At 38.7% G+C, this 20,525-nt stretch carries 21 protein-coding genes and 2 tRNA genes; 19 read left to right on the plus strand and 4 right to left on the minus strand.

The window, feature by feature from the left end; all coding sequences use genetic code 11:
- From TES1_RS03940 to TES1_RS03985, 10 genes are all read left to right on the plus strand, one after another.
- Window positions 1–807 carry a DUF4392 domain-containing protein gene (locus TES1_RS03940; RefSeq protein ID WP_042680417.1) on the plus strand — a complete coding sequence of 269 codons (807 nt, stop codon included), beginning with the start codon at window positions 1–3 and terminating at the stop codon, window positions 805–807.
- 21 nt (window positions 808–828) lie between these two features.
- A complete protein-coding gene (locus tag TES1_RS03945; RefSeq protein WP_042680419.1) occupies window positions 829–1,443 on the plus strand; it encodes an HD domain-containing protein in 615 nt (204 codons plus the stop codon).
- Between the two features lie 139 nt (window positions 1,444–1,582).
- Window positions 1,583–2,095: a KH domain-containing protein gene (locus TES1_RS03950; RefSeq protein WP_042680421.1), complete on the plus strand. Its 513-nt coding sequence runs from the start codon at window positions 1,583–1,585 to the stop codon at window positions 2,093–2,095.
- Between the two features lie 26 nt (window positions 2,096–2,121).
- Window positions 2,122–3,438: an aspartate--tRNA(Asn) ligase gene (gene aspS / locus TES1_RS03955; protein WP_042680423.1), complete on the plus strand. Its 1,317-nt coding sequence runs from the start codon at window positions 2,122–2,124 to the stop codon at window positions 3,436–3,438.
- 61 nt (window positions 3,439–3,499) lie between these two features.
- Entirely contained in the window at window positions 3,500–5,545 is a 2,046-nt protein-coding gene (locus TES1_RS03960; protein ID WP_042680425.1) for a COG1361 family protein, read from the plus strand.
- 53 nt (window positions 5,546–5,598) lie between these two features.
- Complete coding sequence (pth2, locus tag TES1_RS03965) at window positions 5,599–5,955, plus strand: peptidyl-tRNA hydrolase Pth2 (protein ID WP_042680427.1); 357 nt, start codon at window positions 5,599–5,601, stop codon at window positions 5,953–5,955.
- 9 nt (window positions 5,956–5,964) lie between these two features.
- On the plus strand, window positions 5,965–7,233 hold the full coding sequence (gene truD, locus TES1_RS03970; protein WP_042680429.1) for a tRNA pseudouridine(13) synthase TruD: 1,269 nt from the start codon (window positions 5,965–5,967) through the stop codon (window positions 7,231–7,233).
- 10 nt (window positions 7,234–7,243) lie between these two features.
- Complete coding sequence (locus tag TES1_RS03975; RefSeq protein ID WP_042680431.1) at window positions 7,244–7,945, plus strand: phosphoglycolate phosphatase; 702 nt, start codon at window positions 7,244–7,246, stop codon at window positions 7,943–7,945.
- Between the two features lie 46 nt (window positions 7,946–7,991).
- A tRNA-Ala gene (locus tag TES1_RS03980) sits at window positions 7,992–8,069 on the plus strand.
- A gap of 9 nt (window positions 8,070–8,078) precedes the next feature.
- A tRNA-Val gene (locus TES1_RS03985) sits at window positions 8,079–8,156 on the plus strand.
- A gap of 162 nt (window positions 8,157–8,318) precedes the next feature.
- Here the strand turns inward: TES1_RS03985 and uppS are convergent.
- Both uppS and TES1_RS03995 read right to left on the minus strand, forming a co-directional pair.
- The gene (gene uppS / locus TES1_RS03990; protein WP_042680433.1) at window positions 8,319–9,119 is read right to left on the minus strand and encodes a polyprenyl diphosphate synthase; all 801 of its coding nucleotides are present in this window, start codon (window positions 9,117–9,119) and stop codon (window positions 8,319–8,321) included.
- A gap of 6 nt (window positions 9,120–9,125) precedes the next feature.
- Window positions 9,126–9,650 carry a gamma carbonic anhydrase family protein gene (locus TES1_RS03995; RefSeq protein ID WP_042680435.1) on the minus strand — a complete coding sequence of 175 codons (525 nt, stop codon included), beginning with the start codon at window positions 9,648–9,650 and terminating at the stop codon, window positions 9,126–9,128.
- Between the two features lie 88 nt (window positions 9,651–9,738).
- Here TES1_RS03995 and hjc point away from each other — a divergent pair, with 88 nt between their 5' ends.
- The 7 genes from hjc to cyaB all read left to right on the plus strand — a co-directional run bounded on the left by hjc (window position 9,739) and on the right by cyaB (window position 15,847).
- Window positions 9,739–10,143 (plus strand): Holliday junction resolvase Hjc, encoded by a 405-nt coding sequence (gene hjc, locus TES1_RS04000; RefSeq protein ID WP_042680437.1) that lies wholly within the window; start codon window positions 9,739–9,741, stop codon window positions 10,141–10,143.
- Complete coding sequence (locus TES1_RS04005) at window positions 10,136–11,677, plus strand: CARDB domain-containing protein (RefSeq protein ID WP_042680439.1); 1,542 nt, start codon at window positions 10,136–10,138, stop codon at window positions 11,675–11,677. Before hjc ends, TES1_RS04005 begins: the two co-directional genes overlap by 8 nt.
- 66 nt (window positions 11,678–11,743) lie before the next feature.
- Window positions 11,744–13,171, plus strand: a complete 1,428-nt coding sequence (locus TES1_RS04010) for a PEGA domain-containing protein (RefSeq protein ID WP_042680441.1) — start codon at window positions 11,744–11,746, stop codon at window positions 13,169–13,171.
- A 56-nt stretch (window positions 13,172–13,227) separates the two neighbouring features.
- Window positions 13,228–14,265 carry a lysyl aminopeptidase gene (locus TES1_RS04015; protein WP_042680443.1) on the plus strand — a complete coding sequence of 346 codons (1,038 nt, stop codon included), beginning with the start codon at window positions 13,228–13,230 and terminating at the stop codon, window positions 14,263–14,265.
- Between the two features lie 61 nt (window positions 14,266–14,326).
- Window positions 14,327–14,746 (plus strand): type VII toxin-antitoxin system HepT family RNase toxin, encoded by a 420-nt coding sequence (gene hepT, locus TES1_RS04020; protein ID WP_042680445.1) that lies wholly within the window; start codon window positions 14,327–14,329, stop codon window positions 14,744–14,746.
- Window positions 14,743–15,300, plus strand: a complete 558-nt coding sequence (locus tag TES1_RS04025) for an archaemetzincin family Zn-dependent metalloprotease (protein WP_042680447.1) — start codon at window positions 14,743–14,745, stop codon at window positions 15,298–15,300. Before hepT ends, TES1_RS04025 begins: the two co-directional genes overlap by 4 nt.
- Window positions 15,293–15,847: a class IV adenylate cyclase gene (gene cyaB, locus TES1_RS04030; protein ID WP_042680449.1), complete on the plus strand. Its 555-nt coding sequence runs from the start codon at window positions 15,293–15,295 to the stop codon at window positions 15,845–15,847. Before TES1_RS04025 ends, cyaB begins: the two co-directional genes overlap by 8 nt.
- A gap of 69 nt (window positions 15,848–15,916) precedes the next feature.
- Here cyaB and TES1_RS04035 read toward each other — a convergent pair whose 3' ends face one another.
- Together TES1_RS04035 and TES1_RS04040 are read right to left on the minus strand one after the other, a co-directional pair.
- Window positions 15,917–16,759, minus strand: a complete 843-nt coding sequence (locus tag TES1_RS04035) for an ATP-binding cassette domain-containing protein (protein ID WP_042680452.1) — start codon at window positions 16,757–16,759, stop codon at window positions 15,917–15,919.
- A gap of 1 nt (window position 16,760) precedes the next feature.
- On the minus strand, window positions 16,761–18,245 hold the full coding sequence (locus TES1_RS04040) for a TrkH family potassium uptake protein (RefSeq protein WP_042680454.1): 1,485 nt from the start codon (window positions 18,243–18,245) through the stop codon (window positions 16,761–16,763).
- 58 nt (window positions 18,246–18,303) lie between these two features.
- On the opposite strand from TES1_RS04040, the gene TES1_RS04045 reads away from it, so the two are divergent.
- Window positions 18,304–19,587 carry an amidohydrolase gene (locus TES1_RS04045; RefSeq protein WP_042680456.1) on the plus strand — a complete coding sequence of 428 codons (1,284 nt, stop codon included), beginning with the start codon at window positions 18,304–18,306 and terminating at the stop codon, window positions 19,585–19,587.
- The gene (gene map, locus TES1_RS04050; RefSeq protein WP_042680458.1) at window positions 19,584–20,474 is read left to right on the plus strand and encodes a type II methionyl aminopeptidase; all 891 of its coding nucleotides are present in this window, start codon (window positions 19,584–19,586) and stop codon (window positions 20,472–20,474) included. Before TES1_RS04045 ends, map begins: the two co-directional genes overlap by 4 nt.
- Window positions 20,475–20,525 lie beyond the last annotated feature (51 nt).

The raw sequence follows: 20,525 nt of genomic DNA on the forward strand, positions 1-20,525 counted from the left end.
ATGATAGCTCATATAATAAACACTGATATTTATGGCAGAGGAATTCTGAAAGTCTATTTGGAATATCGTCTTCAGAATTTTAATTTTTTAAAAAATGCTGCAAAACTACTTCTAGATAATTCAGAGAAAGTCCTAATTGTCTCGAGCTTTCCAATCCCCCCAATGAATATTTGTGAAACTGACGGACCTCTGGGAGCTTTGGCACTTTACAAAGCTGTTGAGAGAATTGGGGGCAAAGCCGAAATCTGGGCACATGAGCAAGTAAAGAAAGCTCTGAAGCCTTTTAAAGTGACATTGGTAGAGAACCCGGCAATTGAAGATTATTCTATTCTTGTAAGTGTAGAGACAGCCGGAAGAAGTAAAGACGGGGATTATTACTCAATGAGTGGGCTTAGGATGTTGACTCCTCCATTCGATGAACTCTTTCTGAAAGCAAAAAATATTGGTGTTCCTACCATCGGGATTGGAGATGGCGGCAACGAAATAGGTATGGGAAAGATTAGGCATCTCATTGAAAAACACATTCCTCTTGGAGAAAAGATTGCAACCATAGTTGAGACCGATGAGCTCATAGTTTCTGCAGTCTCTAATTGGGGAGCTTACGGATTGGTTGCTCAGGTTTCACTTGAAATTGGAGAGAATCTTCTTAAGGATTGGGATGAACGAAAGAACTTGGAAGTCATAGTTTCTGCTGGATTAATTGATGGCATAGTTAAGAAACCTGTTATGAGTGTTGATGGATTAAGTGTCGAAATTCATGAAAAAATCGTTGAGCTTTTAAAGGAAACGGTGAATTATCAGCTTTAGCCAAAACGTCGGGTGATCAAGATGAAAATCGAAGAATTCATAAAAGATGAAAAGAGTTTAGCTATAATCAAAAAGACTGAAGAATTTGCCAGAAACTTTTTTGAAAGGGAAGGCACACATGGATTTTCACACACTGAAAGAGTTCTTGCACTCTGCATGCATATTGGAGAGAAAGAAGATGCAGATTTGGAAGTTTTGGCCTTAGCTGCCCTCTTGCATGATATAGCAAGACCACTTGAAAGCAAAGGGAAAATTGACGATCATGCCAAAGAAGGAGCAAAAATCGCTAAACGCTTCCTTGAAGGATTGGGATATGAAAAAGCTGACCAAGTTGCCCATGCAATTGAAGCTCATCGCTTTTCAAGACCGCCAGAACCACAGACACTGGAAGCAAAAATCCTCAGCGATGCAGACAAGCTTGACGCAATAGGAGCAATAGGAATTGCGAGGGTCTTCATGTATTCCGGTGAACATGGAAGGAGCATAGAGTATTCCCTTAAGCACTTTGAGGAGAAAATTCTGAAGCTTAAAGATTTGATGTATACAAAAACTGCTAAAGAAATAGCACTTGAAAGACACAAATATGTCGAGGAGTTTATAGAAAGAATTAGGAAGGAAATCGAGGGGGAACTTTAATTACTCCCTTGATGTTCTTTTCTACCTTCCATCTTTCTTGCTTGGGCAAAGTTTAGTCATGATAAGGTTTTTAAATAACTCTCACAAAAAAGTGTTAGCTTGTTATGTTCATTTTTCAATATAAATAGGAGGTGAGCAAATGAAAGCACCAATCTGTGAGGTTTGTTTGAAAACTGACGACATTCTATGTCCGGCAGATGAAAAAAAGCTGCAGGAGGGGGTTATTTCTGAGCTTGACGTTAAAATTGCAAGATTGCTCTACAAGCTCTTGGGGGATGCGGACATAGAGTTCAAGAGAGCTGTTGAAGCTGGTGACTTAATCGTAATCATGGTTGGCGAGGGAGATGTTCCGCTTACAATTGGCAAGGGTGGAAAGAACATCAAGCTTCTCATGAGGGAACTAGGGAAAAGGATTAGGGTAATAGAAGGTAGGGAAATTAAAGGAACAGACGACGTTAAAAAACTTGCAACCGACCTCTTTTATCCAGCAAGCATATTTGGGGTTAACGTAGTCTACAAGCCAAACGGTGGACAGTACTACAAGGTCTTAGTTCTCCAGAGAGATAAGAACAAGCTTCCAGAGAAACCTGAGGTTTTGGAGAACATCTTGACCCAAATCACAGGGAAAGATGCCAAAATTACTTTCATTTGAATTTTATTCTTTTTGGAGGTTTGAAAATGTATAGAACCCACTATTCAAGTCAAATAACTGAGGAACTTAACGGACAAAAAGTTAAAGTTGCGGGTTGGGTTTACGAAGTCAAAGACCTTGGAGGAATTAAGTTCCTCTGGATTAGGGACAGGGAAGGGATTGTTCAGGTAACAGCTCCTAAAAAGAAAGTTGGTGAAGAGATTTTCAAATTAATTCCAAAGCTAAATAGCGAAGATGTTGTTGCTGTTGAGGGGATAGTGAACTTTACACCCAAAGCTAAATTAGGATTTGAGATAATACCCGAAAAGCTTGAAGTTCTCTCAAAGGCTGAAACACCTCTCCCACTTGATCCAACAGGAAAAGTTAAAGCAGAGCTAGACACAAGATTAGACAACCGCTTTATTGACTTAAGAAAGCCGGAAGTCATGGCAATTTTCAAAATCCGTTCAAATGTCTTTAAAGCCGTGAGAGAGTTCTTTTATAACGAGGGCTTCATAGAGATACACACTCCAAAAATTATAGCTACCGCCACAGAAGGTGGAACAGAGCTGTTCCCTATGAAATATTTTGAAAAAGATGCGTTCTTAGCTCAGTCTCCACAACTTTACAAGCAGATAATGATGGCCTCTGGTTTGGACAAAGTTTTTGAAATTGCTCCGATATTTAGAGCGGAGGAGCACAACACTACAAGACATTTAAATGAAGCATGGAGCATTGATGCGGAGATTGCCTTTATAGAGAATGAGAATGAAGTTATGCAAGTACTAGAACGCTTAGTAGCATATGCAATCAACTATGTAAGGGAACACAATGAGAAAGAACTTAAGATCCTCAACTTTGAACTCGAAGAGCCAAAGCTTCCATTTAGAAGGATAACATATACGGAGGCACTTGAAATTCTCAAAGATTTAGGCAAAGAAATCCCTTGGGGAGAGGATATAGATACTGAGGGAGAGAAGCTCCTCGGCAGATACGTTAAGGAGAACTATGATGAAGATCTGTATTTCATCTATCAATATCCAAGTGAGGCCAAACCATTTTACATTATGAAATATGACGACAATCCAAAGATTTCAAGAGCATTTGATTTAGAATACAGAGGTGTCGAAATAACCTCTGGTGGTCAGAGAGAACACCGCTATGAAGTTCTTAAGCAGCAGATAGCGGAGAAAGGATTAAACGTTGAGAGCTTTGAGTTCTATTTAAAGGCCTTTAGATATGGAATGCCACCACATGGAGGTTTCGGCCTAGGTGCTGAAAGACTAATTAAGCAGATGCTAAACTTGAGTAATATCAGAGAGGTTATATTATTCCCAAGAGATAGAAAAAGATTGACACCATAACAGCTTTATACTCCTTTGCCCTTTTTCAATTTAGGTTAATAAGTCCTTGGAGGAGAAGAATATGAGAAGGATGGCTTTAATGTTGATCGGATTGTTGCTTTTATCAACAGCTCCAGCTGTAAAATCCGTATCTGTTCCAGAATACGCAGGATTAAGTCTAATTGAGCTTGGTTTAAAGGATTCTGTTGTTTTTGGAGCATATGAAATCAAGTTCACTGACGTTGACCCATACTGGACGAAGGCAGCTTTGGACATTTACGAGAATGGTGTCAAAAAGGGAACAGCCGTTCTAGGATTGGGGGATAGTTATTACTATCCGAGCTCTACAAATCCTCTCTTAAGGATTACATTAAAGTGGACTCAAGTAGATAAGAAAACAATCCTAATTGCAATTGATTCTCCCCTAATTAAAATTGCTTCAGGCAAAAAACTCAATGAAGGTGAATCATATACTCTTCCAACAGGATTTCCTAGTATAAAGATAAAGCTTGTTGATGCATATAGTTCAAGTGCAAAATTCACTATTTACTTGCCCTACACAACAATAACTAAAACAGTTAATGAAAACGACGGGTTTGGAATTGCTTATAAGCTAACTGATGGGGTATCATACTATCCATATGTTTTCGTTTTCTTGAAGGATTCAGTGGATAACAATTATGTCACAGTTGATATCTACGTTCCAAAATATGCTGCGACAAAGTTAGAAATAAAGAAGGCAACAGCAGAAGAAACTCCTACAGAAACTGTAGTTGAGCCAACAGAACTGGTATACAATGACATCTTGTATGTTGGAGAAATACTCACAATAAATTACAATTCAACAACCTACAAGCTCAGGCTTAATTCTATAGGATATTACTCAAGTTTGAGCCTCTTCGATAAGAACAACAAGCCGTTAGAGACCTTTACAGTGAGATCCGGAAGCAGTTATACAAGTAAAAAAGCACCAATTAGAGTTGAGATACCTCCGGATGGATTTGAGCTATATAACAGAACTCACATTAAAATTTATGCCCCAAGCGGTGCAGAGGTCCCGCCGATAATTAGAGAGGCCAAAATCAAAGTGGATTTAAGCACAAACGTTAAAGAAATGCTTCTCAACGGTGAAGAGCTAATAGTATTTGTGAATGTTGAAAACCAGGGGAGAGGTAAAGCCTTTGACGTAAAAGTAATTGCGCCCCTACCAAACAACTTTGAACTGAAAAGCGGAATTGGAACATGGTCGCTGAAAACTCTCGATTCATTTACAAAGATGCCTATCTTGGTGTATACCTTAAAGCCAACCCAAGTTGGTAAGTATGACCTTGGAAAGGTGAAAGTGGAGTACTACAATGAAGCTGGACAGAAGAAGATTGTAACTTCAAACGAGGTCAAGGGAATTGTGGTGTACTCAATTCCTGAGATTTCACTTTCAGCAGAAGCTTTCAACGGAACTTGGAGCAATTACATTACAACAGAAGAAAAGAGCATAAAGCTTAGATTCAAGATATCTGCCGCAAAAGGAAATCCTGAATTTGAATTTATAAAGAACGCAACTCTTCAAGTTATCTTACCAGACAGCATTGATGGAGAGACTACAATTAAAATTGGAGATATAAAAGCTGGAGAGGAGAAAATAGTTGAAGGACAATACATTATTCTCAAGCAAGCAGTTTCAATCATAGGGGCAAAGCTCAAATATCAAGACCCACTTGGCAATTGGCACGAGAAGTACTTTGGCAACTTAGTGATTGTTAATTCAATCCCACCAAAGGTTATTGTTAAAGAAAACATTGTTAAAGTGTATCCAAAACCAGAAGAACTTCCTGGTTATATAAAGAAGACTTTAAGTACCTTAAAAGACCCAATGCCGCTTGCACAGGCTATTGAGAATGTTACGGTAAACTATCTTCCAAAGAAACCCGATTACAGAACACCTCTAATAGTGACTCTGCTGATATTAGTTGTTGTTCTTGGAGCCATGACAGTAAACTACAAGAACAAGTATGAAATTGTTAAGGATAAGCTAGAGAGAAGAAAGAAGAGACCTGGAGGGCTTCCAAAAAAAGAGGAGGAAGAACAAGAAGTTAAGACTTCAGAAGTTGAAAAAGAGGAAGTTCTCTGAACTTTTCTTAACCTTTATATACTCTTTTTCTCCCCCTATTTTAGGGATGAAACATGTTCAAGTACAAGCAAGTTATGATCATTAGGCAAGATTTAAAGCTCAGCAAGGGAAAATTGGCAGTTCAAGTTGCCCATGGTGCAGTTACAGCAGCGTTTAAGGCATATAAGGAGAAACCAGAATGGTTCAAAGCATGGTTTCATGAAGGACAGAAAAAAGTAGTTGTAAAAGCTCAGAATGAAAAGGAGCTCTTTGAGTTAAAAGCGGAGGCAGAGAAGCTTGGAATACCAACTGCCCTTATCAGAGATGCCGGATTAACTGAAATTCCCCCTGGGACTATAACTTGCCTAGCAATTGGGCCTGCACCTGAAGAGCTTGTCGATAAAGTTACGGGACATTTAAAGCTGTTGTGAGTGGTATAAATGGACTACCGAGAGTTTTTCAGACAATTTAAGCATTTGAGTGAAACTCCAGGCATTGGAGGAAAAATTAAACAGAAACCTGAGGATTTTGTAGTAGTTGAGGTAGTTCCAAAAAGGTTGATCAGTAGGGGACCTTGCTTAATCTACAAACTCAAGAAGAAGAATTGGGAAACAATGGCAGCTATAAAAGAAATCGCAAAAAGAATTGGAATTCATTATAAGGATATTGGATTTGCCGGAACAAAAGACAGACATGCATTTACAGTCCAATATATCAGCATTTGTGATACCACACTAAAAGAAAAGCTCGACTCTTTGAAAATTCAAGACATAAAACTCGAGTTTGTTGGTTATGGCAAACCATTAAAGCTTGGCATGTTGGTTGGGAATAAGTTTAAAATCATAATTAGGGAGCCAGATTTACCAATTGAAAAAGCCTTTGAAAGAACAAAGGAAATAGTATCTGAACTTAAATCCAAAGGTGGATTTCCAAATTATTTTGGATATCAGCGCTTTGGGGAGAAAAGGGTTGTAAACCATGAAATCGGGAAGCTTCTGTTGAAAGGTCAGTTCGAAGAAGCTGCAATTAAATTTTTAGGCGAATATACTGGAGAGATGGAAGGAGATGAGGCAAGGAAAAATTTCTTAGAAACTAGGGATATTGAGAGAGCATTAGAGGAATTTCCAAAATTCTTGAGATACGAGAGAGCAATGCTCTATCGTTATAAAGAGACCGGAAGCTGGAAAAAGGCGTTTGCAGTCCTGCCGAGACCGATTCTCAGAATTTTCATACATTCGTATCAGTCATACCTATTTAATAAGGCGCTCTCTAGGAGAATTGAGGAAGGTTTACCTCTCAATGAGGCTTTAATAGGCGATATTGTCTGTCAAGTTAAGCACGGGATTCCTTTGAGGAGCAAAACCTTCAAGGTCACAAAAGGAACACTAAGACTGGTAAATGAAAAAATTAAAAAAAGAGAGGCAATGGTTACAGGCCCAATATTTGGTTTTGCTTCCCGTTTAGCAGACGGAGAAATAGGGAAAATAGAGAGGGAGATACTTGAAGAGGAAGAAATAAGCCTAGAAGAATTCAAAATGAAAAGCCTAAAAATCTTGGCTGAGCCTGGTGGAAGAAGAGAGCTTTTAATAAAGCCTTTGGGATTTAAATATAAAACCCTTCCTGAAGAGGATGCTATAATTTTTAAGTTCTTCCTTCCTAAAGGGGTTTATGCTACAAGCGTTTTGAGAGAGATAATGAAGGACTATTGAGGTGATTTGAATGATTAAAGTTATTTCGGTGGATATTGATGGAACAATAACCTATAAAGATAGAAGACTCCATGAAGAGGCTCTTAAGGCTATTAGATTAGCTGAAAGCTTAGGAGTCAAAGTTATGCTTGTAACAGGAAATACTGCAGGCTTTGCAATGGGCGCTAGCATTTTAATTGGAACAACAGGGCCAATAATAGCTGAAGATGGTGGAGTAGTTGCAGATCATAGGGGAAATAATCGCATTTATCTTGGGGACATGGGAGAGTGCATGATACTCTGGAGCGAGCTTAAGAAACGCTACCCTGAGGCAGAAATGACTCACACGATGAAATATGGTGAAAGGCGAGCGGGACTTGTTCTAAGGAGGACGGTTTCTGTTGAAGTTGTTAGAGAGCTCATAAGGAAGCTTGGATTGAATTTAGTTGCTGTTGATTCTGGATATGCAATCCACGTGAAGCAACCCTGGGTCAATAAAGGCAATGGGATAAAGAAAGCCTGTGAAATCTTGGGTATTAAGCCAAGTGAAGTTGCTCATATCGGAGATGGCGAGAACGATTTGGATGCTTTTGAGGTTGTTGGATATAGAGTGGCTGTCGCTCAGGCTCCAGAAAGTCTGAAGAAAAAGGCAGATTACGTAACCAAGAAACCCTACGGAGAAGGAGGAGCTGAAGGAATACTGCATGTTTTAAAAAGGTTCGGCTATATCTAAGGCGAAAACTTTATAAACTCACTTTAACGTCTATAATTTGGCGGGTGGGCCGGTAGCTCAGCCTGGGATGAGCGCCGCCTTGGCAAGGCGGAGGCCCCGGGTTCAAATCCCGGCCGGTCCACCAGACTTGGGCGGGCCCGTGGTCTAGACTGGTTATGACGCCACCCTGACAAGGTGGAGGTCCGGGGTTCGAATCCCCGCGGGCCCACCAAAGTTTTTCTAACGAAAAGGTCAATAGTTTGGTTTCCCTCTAAAGCTCGCTTCCCATATGATTTAGACCCAAAAATTATGGTGTGGTAGTTTTTATTTAGCTACTCAAGTTGCGAGAATTCAAGAATACAAAATAACTAAACAAATGTCCAAATTTTCTGCTTTACTTTCCAAATCTTCGCTCCCTTTTTTGATATTCGCGGATTATCCTCAGAAAGTCTATCTTTCTGAACTCCGGGAAGTACACATCAACGAAGAAGAGCTCGCTGTAGGCAATTTGATAAAGCAAAAAGTTGCTTATCCTGATCTCACCGCCCGTTCTTATTACTATATCAGGGTCGGGCATATTTGGAATGTAAAGATACTTCTTCAAAAGCTCTTCATCAATGTCTCTTTTGGTTATTTTCCCATCTTCTATGTCATCAACAATCCTCTTTATTGCATCCACTATTTCACTCCTTCCTCCATATGCAAGAGCCACATTAAGGGTATAATTATTATACTTTCTTGTAGCTCTCTCTGCTTCTTCAGCAGCCTTTCTAACATTTCTTGGCAAAAGTTCCTTTCTCCCGATAACATTGACTCTTATGCCATACTTGTGAACTCTCTCATCGTGCACTAACTCCTTAAATTTCTGCTCGAAAAGATTCATCAAGGCATTGACTTCCTCTGGACTTCTCTTAAAGTTCTCAGTAGAGAATGCATAGACTGTTAGTGTCTTAATACCAAGTTCTCTACACCACTCTAGAATCTCCTCAAGCTTCTTGGAGCCAAAGAGATGCCCATACCAAGGAGGCTTCTCGAGCTTTCTTGCCCATCTCCTGTTACCATCCATAATAATAGCCACATGCTTGGGAATCCTACCACTTGATTTGACTTTTTCCAGAAGATAGCGCTCATACAAATCATAAGCGGGCTTGAATAAAATATGAGGAACGTGGGAAATAACCCTGTAAATTAGCATTTAGCATCACTCTATTTTCTTTCTGCTTTTAAGATGCTTTTCAGCGAGCTCTATATAAATTTCGGCATTTTTCTTAGTCATTTCTATTTCTTCTTCGCTAAGTTGCCTGACTACTTTTCCTGGAACTCCAATAACCAAGCTGTAGTCTGGAATTTCTTTTCCTGGTGGAATTAGTGCTCCAGCTCCAATGATAACATGGTTCCCTATTTTTGCCCCATCGAGAACAATAGCTCCCATTCCTATGATGACATAGTTTCCAATCTTTGCTCCGTGAACAACTGCATTATGTCCAATAGTCACATACTCGCCAATTATTGTCGGCTGCCTATGTGATGTGTGTATGCTGACGTTGTCTTGGATGTTTGAGCCTTTTCCAATATAAATTTGCTCAATATCTCCTCTGAGAACAGCTGATGGCCAAACACTAGTTTTCTCCTCAAGAACAACATCTCCGATTATGACAGCATTTTCATCAACAAAAGCGCTCTCATGGATTTTAGGTTTCTTTCCTTCAAACTCATAAATCGCCATCTTTACCACCAAACTGAACTTTTCAACATAGCTTATAAATCTTCACCAACATATTTAACTAATAATTGCGGAAAATTGAGGGAGTGGTATGAGGTACAGAAAAGGTGCAAGTGCTGAAAGGGAACTCATTAAGATGCTCGAAAAAGAAGGATTTGCCGTTATCCGCTCTGCTGGAAGCAAAAAAGTGGATATAGTTGCTGGAAATGGGAAGATTTATCTCTGTATCGAGGTTAAAAGTACTAAAGGAGAAAAACTCTACATTAATGAAGAAGACATAGATAAGCTAGTTAACTTTGCGGAGAAATTTGGAGGTAAAGCTGTCATTGCCGTGAAGTTCATAAAAAACGGATGGTATTTTATTTATCCAAATCAGCTAGTAAAAAACGGCAAAAATTATAAGATAAGCTTGAGAGATGCAAAATATAAAGGATCAACGTTTGATGAAATGATTGAAAAACAACGGTCCTTGGATAAGGTGATCAGGTGTGAATAGATGGGTCGCTATTGTCCTCATTTTTATATTGGCTTTTCCTGTCATTCCATTGGTAAAAGCTCAACCTATCATTGTGATAAGTGTTCCTCAAGAATATTTTGAAGGTAAGCCTGGAGATACCATAAAAATACCTGTTACAGTTAGGAATGCTGGAAATGAGACTGCCTATAACATAACAATCTATATATCAGGGCTTGTTAAAGGGCTCCAGTACACTATGGCTGCAATATCTAAACTCGATCCAAATCAGAACGCCACCGTTGAGCTAACAATTTATATCAAGGATGCAAAATCTGGAACATATGATTTGAAGATAGTTGGTCGTGTTGGTTCTTTGCTCTTTGAAAAACCAATAAAGGTTAGGGTTCTTACAGTCATTGATTATAAGCTTGACATTCAAGTTGAGGACAAATATCTCTATGGCAATGACATTGAGGCAACTCTTGTAGTTAGATCCCTCTCAAATGTAGTCATAGTTGGAACGATAAGCTATGAACTGTATTCTGAAGAAGGCTTGCTGAAGAAAAATTCTTGGGTAACCTACATAAATCCTCAAGAGAAATGGGGATACACAGTCTTTTTACCAAAGCCAAAAGTTGGGAAATATACAATTATATTGAGAGCAGAGTTCGGTGGGATCACAAAGACGCTCACAAGGAGTTTCCTTGTATATAGGAGAAACCTCACCTACGAGGCATACTTTAAGAATGGGATAATTTATGTGCGAGTTGTAGATAAAGAGGATAATGGAGTTAAGGATATCTCAGTCGAAATTAAGGGAATGCTTTTCAAAACGGATTCATATGGATTTGTTAAATATGAAATCAAAGAGCCGGGGGTTTATAAGATAAAACTCAATCTCGATGGCAAGATTGTTGAGACCTTTGTTGAAGTGAAGAAAATTTTCATCGATCTGGAGCAGAAAAATGAGACACTAATTGTTCATGTGAAAGATGATACTGGAAAAGAAATTTCTAATGTCGGTATTGAGGCAATAGGACCCAGTGGCAAAGCTTATGCAGTAACAGATGAAAATGGACAGGCAAAAATAAGCTTAAATGAAATTGGTTATGGATTGATTACAATAAAAGCTGAGAGCTCAAAATACATTGGGTCTGAAGTAAGCATAAACATTGAGAAGCCTAAATATGAGAAAAAATCAACTACAACAATAATCATAACAACTCCAACTCCTGTTCAAATTAATGAAACCTCTACTCAAGTTGAACAACCGAAAAAAGATTATGATTACTTGCTCATAATTCTCCTGCTATCTGCAGTGCTTTTCGGAATTACCTCATACGCTGCATTTTTCATGCCAATAAAACTTGAAGAGCAGCTTGACAAGTACTATTTTGTTAAAGTTAAAGCTCCAAAGTTAAGAGGCATTAAGAACTTCAAATATGAAAGGGTGATAAATGCTGTGGATGCAAGAGCAACAAAAGGCAAAGTTAGCATTGACGGGAACAAAGTTGTGTGGGAGATTGAGGAACTTGAGCCTGAAGAAGAGGCCTTTTTGCAGGTTCTGCTTTGATTTTACCTTTTATGCTGCCATAAGAGTTTTAAGGGGACATTCTTAAAATATATTTGGTGCAACCATGTGAGAAAGATAGCACTATTTGTTTTAGTTTCTCTGCTCCTTTTATCCAACATGGTAAATGGAGTTTATCTCCAAGTTGAGCACTATGATCTTCATGGTGATATATGTAGCATAGCAATTTTTGGGAACTACTTTATCCCAGTTGGATGTATTGAAGGAAGATGGGATGAATTTAGGGTTTTATACATTTTTAATGGAAGCGGGGTCGTGAAGAAGATTCCAGTGAAAGATTGCCAAGGTGAGTGCGACCTTTTTACCATTGATATTGTAAACAACAGCTTAGTGATTTTTTACTTAACTAAACCGTGCTTTTCAGAGCCTCTTTTAAAAATTGGGGTAAATCTAACAAAGAATTACACTCTGCCTGAGGATATCAGAGTAAGCTACTGGGGGAGCTCAAGGATAATAACAAAGCCGAGAGAGGAAGCTTATGGTGTTGTAGAGGTAGTCAGGCAGAATGGAATAGTTGAAACTTTAAGATTTGAACAGCCTGTTGGAGCAGCAGTAATTTTATCAGATGGCACTTTAGTTGTTGGAACCAAAGGATACACTTACTTTGCAAATGATCAGCCGATGGATAATGCTGGACCTTTTGATGTAGTAGGTGGACATCTTTACATCTACAAAGATTTTCCTGGTGGATACTTGAATGTTAGCTCAAACATCGGAGCAGATATTATTGTTGATGGGGTTAATAAAGGAATTACGCCTGCGTTTATCTCAGTTCCTTTAGGAAAGCATAGAGTTGTTGTTAGAGCTTTCAACCAGCAACAAGAGTTCATCATTTTTGTTAAAGAGAATCAAACACACACAATTGAGGCAATTTTCAAGACTGGTTATCTCAGAGTTGCAGAAACAATTTCATGGTCTTCAGTTAAGATAGATGGCGTTAAGATTGGTAGAGCTCCAATTGAGGTTGAATTGCCTGTTGGAAACCACAGTGTAACTGTAGGCTTTGGGAGTTGGAGTGAAGATTGGAAATTCCTGGTTTATCATGTTGCTGTGTATGAAAACAAAACCTCTGTCATAACTCCACATCATTGGCTAAGAAATTCCACCTACGGTTACATTGAGGTTGACTCTCCAAAAGGAGCAATAGTTTTAGTTGATAACTATATTTACTCATATACACCACTAAAGATTCCTGTCCCAACAGGCAACCACACAGTTTTGATTAGCTTTGGTAATAACACAAAAGAGTATAAAGTTACAGTTGAGCGCTTTAAAACAGCAAAAATTCCGAAAAGCAGAGATAGTGGGGTTTCCATAACTTCTTCAGTGACAAGTTCCAAACCTTCCACTATCCATAGAACTTCCTCACATATACAAACCAATGAACAAATGAACACATTACATTACCTGCGGATTCTGTTCCTCATAGCCATTTTGTATCTCTTCACACTCTTAATACGAAGAAAACAAAGCTAAAACCTTTTAAGTAAAATTAATCACATTAAGATAAGAATTTAAACGAGGTGTTGAGAATGGTAGACTTTGAGCTTTTGAGAAAAATTGTTGAAGCTCCAGGTGTAAGTGGCTACGAGTTTTTGGGAATTAGAGATGTAGTTATTGAGGCTTTGAAAGATTACGTTGATGAAATCAAAATTGACAAACTTGGTAACGTAATCGCTCACAAAAAGGGAAGCGGACCAAAAATAATGATTGCAGCACATATGGATAAGATAGGTCTGATGGTTAACCACATTGACAAGGATGGCTATCTTCATGTAGTCCCAATTGGTGGAGTTGATCCAAGGACTTTAGTCGCTCAAAGAGTTAGAATATTCACAGAGAACGGAGAACTTTATGGAGTCGTTGGTCATATCCCACCGCACTTAACAAAACCTGAAGAGAGAAAGAAAGCTGCAGAGTGGGACACAATTGTGGTTGATGTTGGTGCAGATTCAAAAGAAGAAGCTGAGAAGATGGGGATTAAAGTTGGAACAGTTATGGAATTTGCCCCGGCATTTACAAAGCTCACAGAGAACAGATTTGCCTCCCCATACCTTGACGATAGGATTTGCCTTTATGCAATGATAGAAGCCGCAAAGGCTGTTGAAAATCACGAAGCGGACATATACTTTGTTGCCAGTGTTCAAGAAGAGGTTGGATTGAGAGGTGCAAGGGTTGCGAGCTATGCAATTGACCCCGAGATTGGAATTGCTATGGATGTAACTTTTGCCAAACAGCCTGGAGATAAGGGCAAAATTGTTGTTGAACTCGGCAAAGGCCCTGTCATGGACGTTGGTCCAAACATAAATCCAAAAGTTAGGGCATTCGCTGAAGAGGTCGCTAAGAGATATGACATTCCTCTCCAAGTTGAGCCAAGCCCAAGGCCAACAGGAACAGATGCAAACATTATGCAGATTAACAGAGAAGGCGTTGCAACTGCTGTCTTGAGCATTCCAATAAAATACATGCACTCACAAGTTGAATTGGCTGATGCGAGAGATGTTGATAACGCAATCAAGCTGGCTAAGCACTTCCTCGAGGAGCTCAGACCCATGGATTTGATACCTTGATTTTTTCTTTTCTCCAAAAGCCTTATCTTTTCTCAGTACAGAATTACTATCGGTGCTTAATTTGGACGGCAGGATTCAACATAAAAAGGAACTAATTGATAGGAGCTTGAAAATTATTCGGGAAAATCTCCCAGGCTCTTTAGAGAAGTTTTTGCAGATGGGGCTTGAGAAAGATGGAATATACAAGCAGCTTGAGTTTGCAATCCAAAATGTTCTGGATATATGTAACGAAATAAATTTCAGTCTTGAGCTCGGCATAGTGGTCGGATACGATGATATTGTTGGAAATCTTCACAAGGCAAAAATAATAGATGATAGCCTTAAGGAAAAACTGAAGTTTTTGATACAGCTTAGAGAAGTTCTGATTTACAACTATGACCTTATACAAGATGAGATAGCCTTTAAAAACATGCCTGAGTATTTAGCTATAATTGAAGACTTTTTAGCATTCATCCAAAGATTTCTTGAGGGACAAAAATGACGGGAATCTTACTGATTCCCATAGTTGCAAGGGAAGTAGAAAAGGAAGTGATTACAGCTGTTGCTAATTATGTTAGGCAATTTTATTCAAAATTCGGATTAGGGGTCACCTCTTTGCCAAAAATCAGCATAAATAGGTTTTCTACAGGATACAATGAAATTAGGGGCCAGTTTTTAGGAAGAGTTTTTCTTCCTGTTTTAGGAATAATCCGTAATGAGCTTGGAGCCAAAGCTATCGTGGGAATAACAGATGTTGATTTATATGAGGAGGGCTTAAACTTCATATTTGGGCTTGCAAGTCCATATTCAAAAGCAGCGATAGTATCTCTTTACAGACTTAAACCTGAGTTTTATGGGGAAAGAAAGGGGAAGCTATTGATGGATAGGGCAATAAAGGAGGTTATGCATGAGTTGGGTCATGTGTTTGGTCTTGAGCACTGTCCAAATCCTAAATGTGTCATGCATTTTTCCAATTCAATCCTTGATACGGATTTTAAAGGTAGAGACTATTGTGATAATTGCATAAAAAAGCTTAGGGGGTATTTAGATGATTGAAGTTGAACTCAAAGGATATGCCAATGACAAAATCTTTGAAAAAGTTAGAGAAAGATTTAAATTCATGAGAAAAGAAACGCATGAGGACATTTACTACCAGCATCCATGCAGAGATTTTTCCAAAACCGATGAAGCTCTACGAATCAGGATAAAACGTTTTAACGGACATTTTGAGGCATTTCTGACGTATAAGGGGCCTAAGCTAGACAACATGTCAAAAACTCGGAAAGAAATAGAAGTCCCAATAAGCGATGTAGACGCATATTCCGATTTACTTACGTCCCTCGGATTTAAAGAGGTCTTGACTATTGTGAAAGTCAGAGAAAAGTACTATGTTGAGAAAGGCGTGACAATTACGCTCGATGAAGTTGAGGGTCTGGGAAAATTCATTGAAATAGAAAAGCTCATTAAAGATAATGAGAACATTGAAGAGGAAGTTAAGAAGCTCCGCAAAATTCTAGAAGTACTTGGTGTCAAAAAATTTGAGAGAAAATCGTATTTAGAACTTCTACTTGAAAAGTTAAAGAAAAATGGTTCTGAAATCTGATAAAAACATTTGGTATGCTCATACAAAGGATATGGCCATATCAGGATTAATAGAAAGCTTCAGAGAAGTTTAGATTTTTGTAAGTATTTTTAGTTTATTTACAAGCTCTTTCTCATCAAGAGCAACCTCTTTCAGAATCCCCCTATTTTTCAATTCATGGGCAATTTTAACACTCGCTGGTATTTTAATTCCAAGTCTCCTAAGAACATCAACCTCTTCAAATACTTGTTTTGGTTTTCCTTCCAAGATTATTTCTCCCTTATCAAGAACTATAATTCTATCAGCAAAGCTTAGAAGGTACTCAGTATTGTGTTCAACCAAAATTATAGTGATCCCCTGTTCTTTGTTCAGCAGTGTTATCAAGCTTAAAACTTGTTCCTTGCCAAGCGGGTCAAGTTGAGAGGTTGGCTCATCTAAAACGAGAACTTCAGGCCTCATTGCTAAGACACTTGCAATGGCCAATCTCTGTTTTTGACCCCCGCTTAGATTAGGGGGAAATTCATTCTCAAGACCTTCAAGACCCGTTATTCTTAATGCCCATCGGATTCTTCTCTTTATTTCTTCAGTGTCCAAACCAAGATTTTCAAGACCAAAAGCGATTTCTTCTTCAACTGTCATATTAAAAAGCTGGGAATCTGGATTCTGGAGAACAAGACCGACAATTGTAGAAAGCTTTGCAACACTCGTCTCTTTTGTATTATAGCCTTTTACATAGACATTCCCTTTGAATTCACCTTTTATTGAATGGGGAATAATCCCATTAAAGGTCAAACAAAGGGTCGATTTTCCACTCCCACTAGCTCCTAAAATTCCCAAAAACTCCCCTCTCCTAACCTTAAGATTTATGTTTTTTAGGGAGTACCCCTTACCCCTTGAATATCGAAAGCTTACATCTTCAACCCTTATCAGCATTTCACCCTCTCTCCACGAGTCTTGGAATAAGCATCAAAGCACTTACTATAAAGACCAATGTTGAGAATATTTCTAGTCTCCCAATCCACATGTGAAGAATTAGCAGTATCTTCACGTCCACTGGGAGGCCCGGTGAAGTTATGCCAACACTTAAACCAACATTACCTTGGGCTGAGGCAACTTCAAAAAAGGCATTGGCAACAGAAACTCCAAGTCTCGCCATAATCCATACAGTGCCTATCAAAAGGAATGCAAAGTATGTCATCGTAAAGCTAAACACCTCTTGAAGTTCCTCCTCAGAGAATACGTAGTTTCCAACTTTCCTTTTAATAACAGCTCCCTTTGGGAGGATTGCCTGTTGGATTGTCCATTTTAAGCTCTCATATGTTAACGTGATTCTAATTAATTTTATACCACCTGCTGTACTTCCTGCACCACCCCCAACGACCATTAAAAATCCAATTAAAAGCTTGGCAAGCTCTGGATACTTTGAGAGATCATCAATTGAAAATCCAGTACAAGTTATAGCAGAGACAGCATGAAAAATACTTTCTCTAAATGCTTTAGCAATTTGCATGTGGTTCCAAGTTATCAGAGAATAGCCTATCAGAATTATTGTTGGAATTAGAAATACGAACATGTATCTTACCTGAATATCCTCAAAAAAGTGTCTTATATTACGGTTCTTAAACATCTTGTAATGCACTGTAAAGTTTACAGCACCCATAATCATAAGGAAGATAGTTACAGCTTCTATACTTAAGCTGTTGAAATACCCTATACTTAAGTCATGAGAACTCATACCACCAGTTCCTAAACCAGTCATTGCATGAATAGCTGCATCAAAAAGAGGCATTCCATTGATGTAGTAGAGGTAAATTCCAAGAAGTGTCAGAACAGCATATATTTGGAAGATTATCTTGGAAGTGTTAGCTAAATTGGGCAAAATTCTCTCGCTCCTTGCTTCCGCCTTATACAGACGAGCAGCTGCTACTCCTGGGCGGATTAAAATTGTAAGAGCAACTAAGACGATACCAATTCCACCCAACCACTGCATCCATGCTCTCCAAAAGAGGAGTATGTGAGGATAATTTTCAAGATTGCTCATCATAGTGAGCCCAGTTCCAGTCCAAGCAGACATACTTTCAAAATATGAATCAACAAAACTCATATGGGCAATTTTCATAAATGGAACAACACTAATAAAAGATGCAAAAAGCCAGACAAATGCAGCAGAGATCATAGCTTGCCTTAAATTTACATCTTCAATCGTCTTAACATGTCTTCCCAACCATGCACCAAGAAGAATGCTTATTATACCAGGAATAACGAAGTAATAGATATACATAATCTCATCAGGATAAAACCACGCTATAAGAGGAGGAATCAAATATGCAAGTCCAATGCCCTGAAGAAGTGCACCTATCAAATTTTTGACAACAAAGAGGTCTTCAGTTAAATTTATGTACTTTCTGACTTCTAGCATTTGCTCACCACAAAACTAAAAATCACAATCAAATAAAAGATTTTCGTGAGGGGAGACCATGGGAATTCTGATAAAGGGTGTATTTACACCAGACAGGAAAAAAGCCACAATATATATTGAGGAAAACATTATTCAAAGTATAAATGACGAAATGTACAAGGATGATTTTGTAATAGATGGAAATAGAAAGCTCATACTTCCAGCGTTTTATAACACCCACACCCACCTTTCAATGAGTCTTTTTAGAGGAATTGTAGAAGATATGTGGCTTAAAGATTGGCTTGAAAAAGTTGTGTGGCCAATGGAAAAGCACATCAATGAAGAATATGTCTATTGGGGAGCCATGCTCGGGGGACTTGAGCTGATACGCTCTGGAATTGCTGCGATTGCAGACATGTACTTCTTTATGGATAAAGTCTCTGAAGCCCTAGAACTTTTGGGGTTGAGGGGAGTTCTAGGCACCACTATTTTTGAATTTCCCTCTCCCGAGGCCGAAACTCCCGAGGATGCTTTTAAAATCGTTGAAAATTTTGCAAAGAAATATAAAAATCGTGAATTAATAAAACCAAGCATTGCCCCTCACTCGATTTATTCCTGCAACATTGAAATACTTCAGCAGGCAAAAGAAATTGCAGATAGATATGGGCTTTTAGTCCAAATTCACTTATCAGAAACGAAATGGGAAGTTTATGAAGTTCAAAAACGCTATGGAAAGAGACCTGTTGAGCTTTTGGAAAGCATTGGATTTCTAGACAAAAATGTCTTAGCTGCTCATGCAGTTTGGCTTACTAAGGCTGAGATAAGAACGCTTGCAAAATATGATGTTAAAGTATCTCACAATCCCGTCTCCAATTTAAAGCTTGCTTCTGGAGGTGTTATGCCTTATCCAGAAATGAAAGAGTACGGTGTTCTTGTAACATTGGGGACAGATGGTGTTGCAAGCAACAACAACTTTGACATGTTTGAAGAGATGAAAGTTTTCGCTATATCTCAGAAAAATCACCGCTGGGATCCAACGATAGCAAAAGCCAAAGAAGTCTTCAAGGTTGCAACTGAAAATGGTGCTAAAGCTCTTGGATTTAAAGCTGGGAGAGTTGAAGAAGGTTATTTGGCAGATTTGGTGCTCATTGATCTTAATAGTCCACATCTTAAGCCGTTTTATGACCCAATTACACTTGCCGTCTATTCTATGAGGGCTGGAGATGTTGATGGACTCATTGTAAATGGAAAGCCTTTAATGCTAAATAGAGAAATTCTTGTCGTAAATGAGGATAAACTCATGGAGAAAGCAGAGAGAAAAGCGTTTGAGCTTTATGAGAAGGTTATGGGGGTAGTCAAATGAATGAAGAAAGGGAAAAGCTTATCAAAGCCGGTGAAATTGCGAAACAAGTTAAAGAGGAAGTTATAAAGCTAATAAAACCTGGCACTTCACTATATGAAATAGCAGAGTTTGTTGAAAAGCGAATTGTAGAGCTCGGAGGAAAGCCTGCCTTTCCGTGCAATTTATCACTAAATGAGCTTGCTGCTCATTACACTCCATACAAGGGAGATAAGACTGTTCTTAAAGAAGGGGACTATTTGAAAGTTGACTTGGGGGTCCACATTGATGGCTATATAGCAGATACTGCAATTACAGTTAGAGTTGGGATGGAAGAGGATGATTTAATGAGAGCCGCAAGAGAGGCACTTGAAAATGCAATAAGCGTCGTGAGAGCAGGAGTTAAAATAAATGAGATTGGAAAGGTAATTGAGGAAACAATCAGAAGTTATGGATTTAATCCAATAGTGAACCTCAGTGGGCATATAATCCAGAGGTACAAGCTTCATTCAGGAATTTCAATTCCCAACATATATAGACCTCATGATACATACACATTAAAAGAAGGAGAAGTACTGGCAATAGAGCCTTTCGCAACCACAGGTGCTGGACAGGTTATTGAAGTTCCTCCAGCGTTGATATTCATGTTTATAAGGAACAGACCTGTAAGGATGCCTCAGGCAAGGAACTTGTTAAACTACATACGAAAGAACTTCTCTACATTGCCTTTCGCGTATAGATGGATTCAGGACTTAATGCCCGAGCCACAACTGAGACTAGCATTAATGCAACTCGAAAAAGCTGGGGCTATTTACAGCTATCCAATATTGAAGGAAATTCGGGGAGGATTGGTGTCTCAGTTTGAGCACACAGTGATTGTTGAAAAAGATGGAGCTACAATAATTACATAACTGTTTAATTATTTTATTGTGTTTTTCTCCAATTCTTGCCATTAAACTCTA

This window comes from Thermococcus paralvinellae, from assembly GCF_000517445.1.
GTDB lineage: Archaea > Methanobacteriota_B > Thermococci > Thermococcales > Thermococcaceae > Thermococcus_B > Thermococcus_B paralvinellae.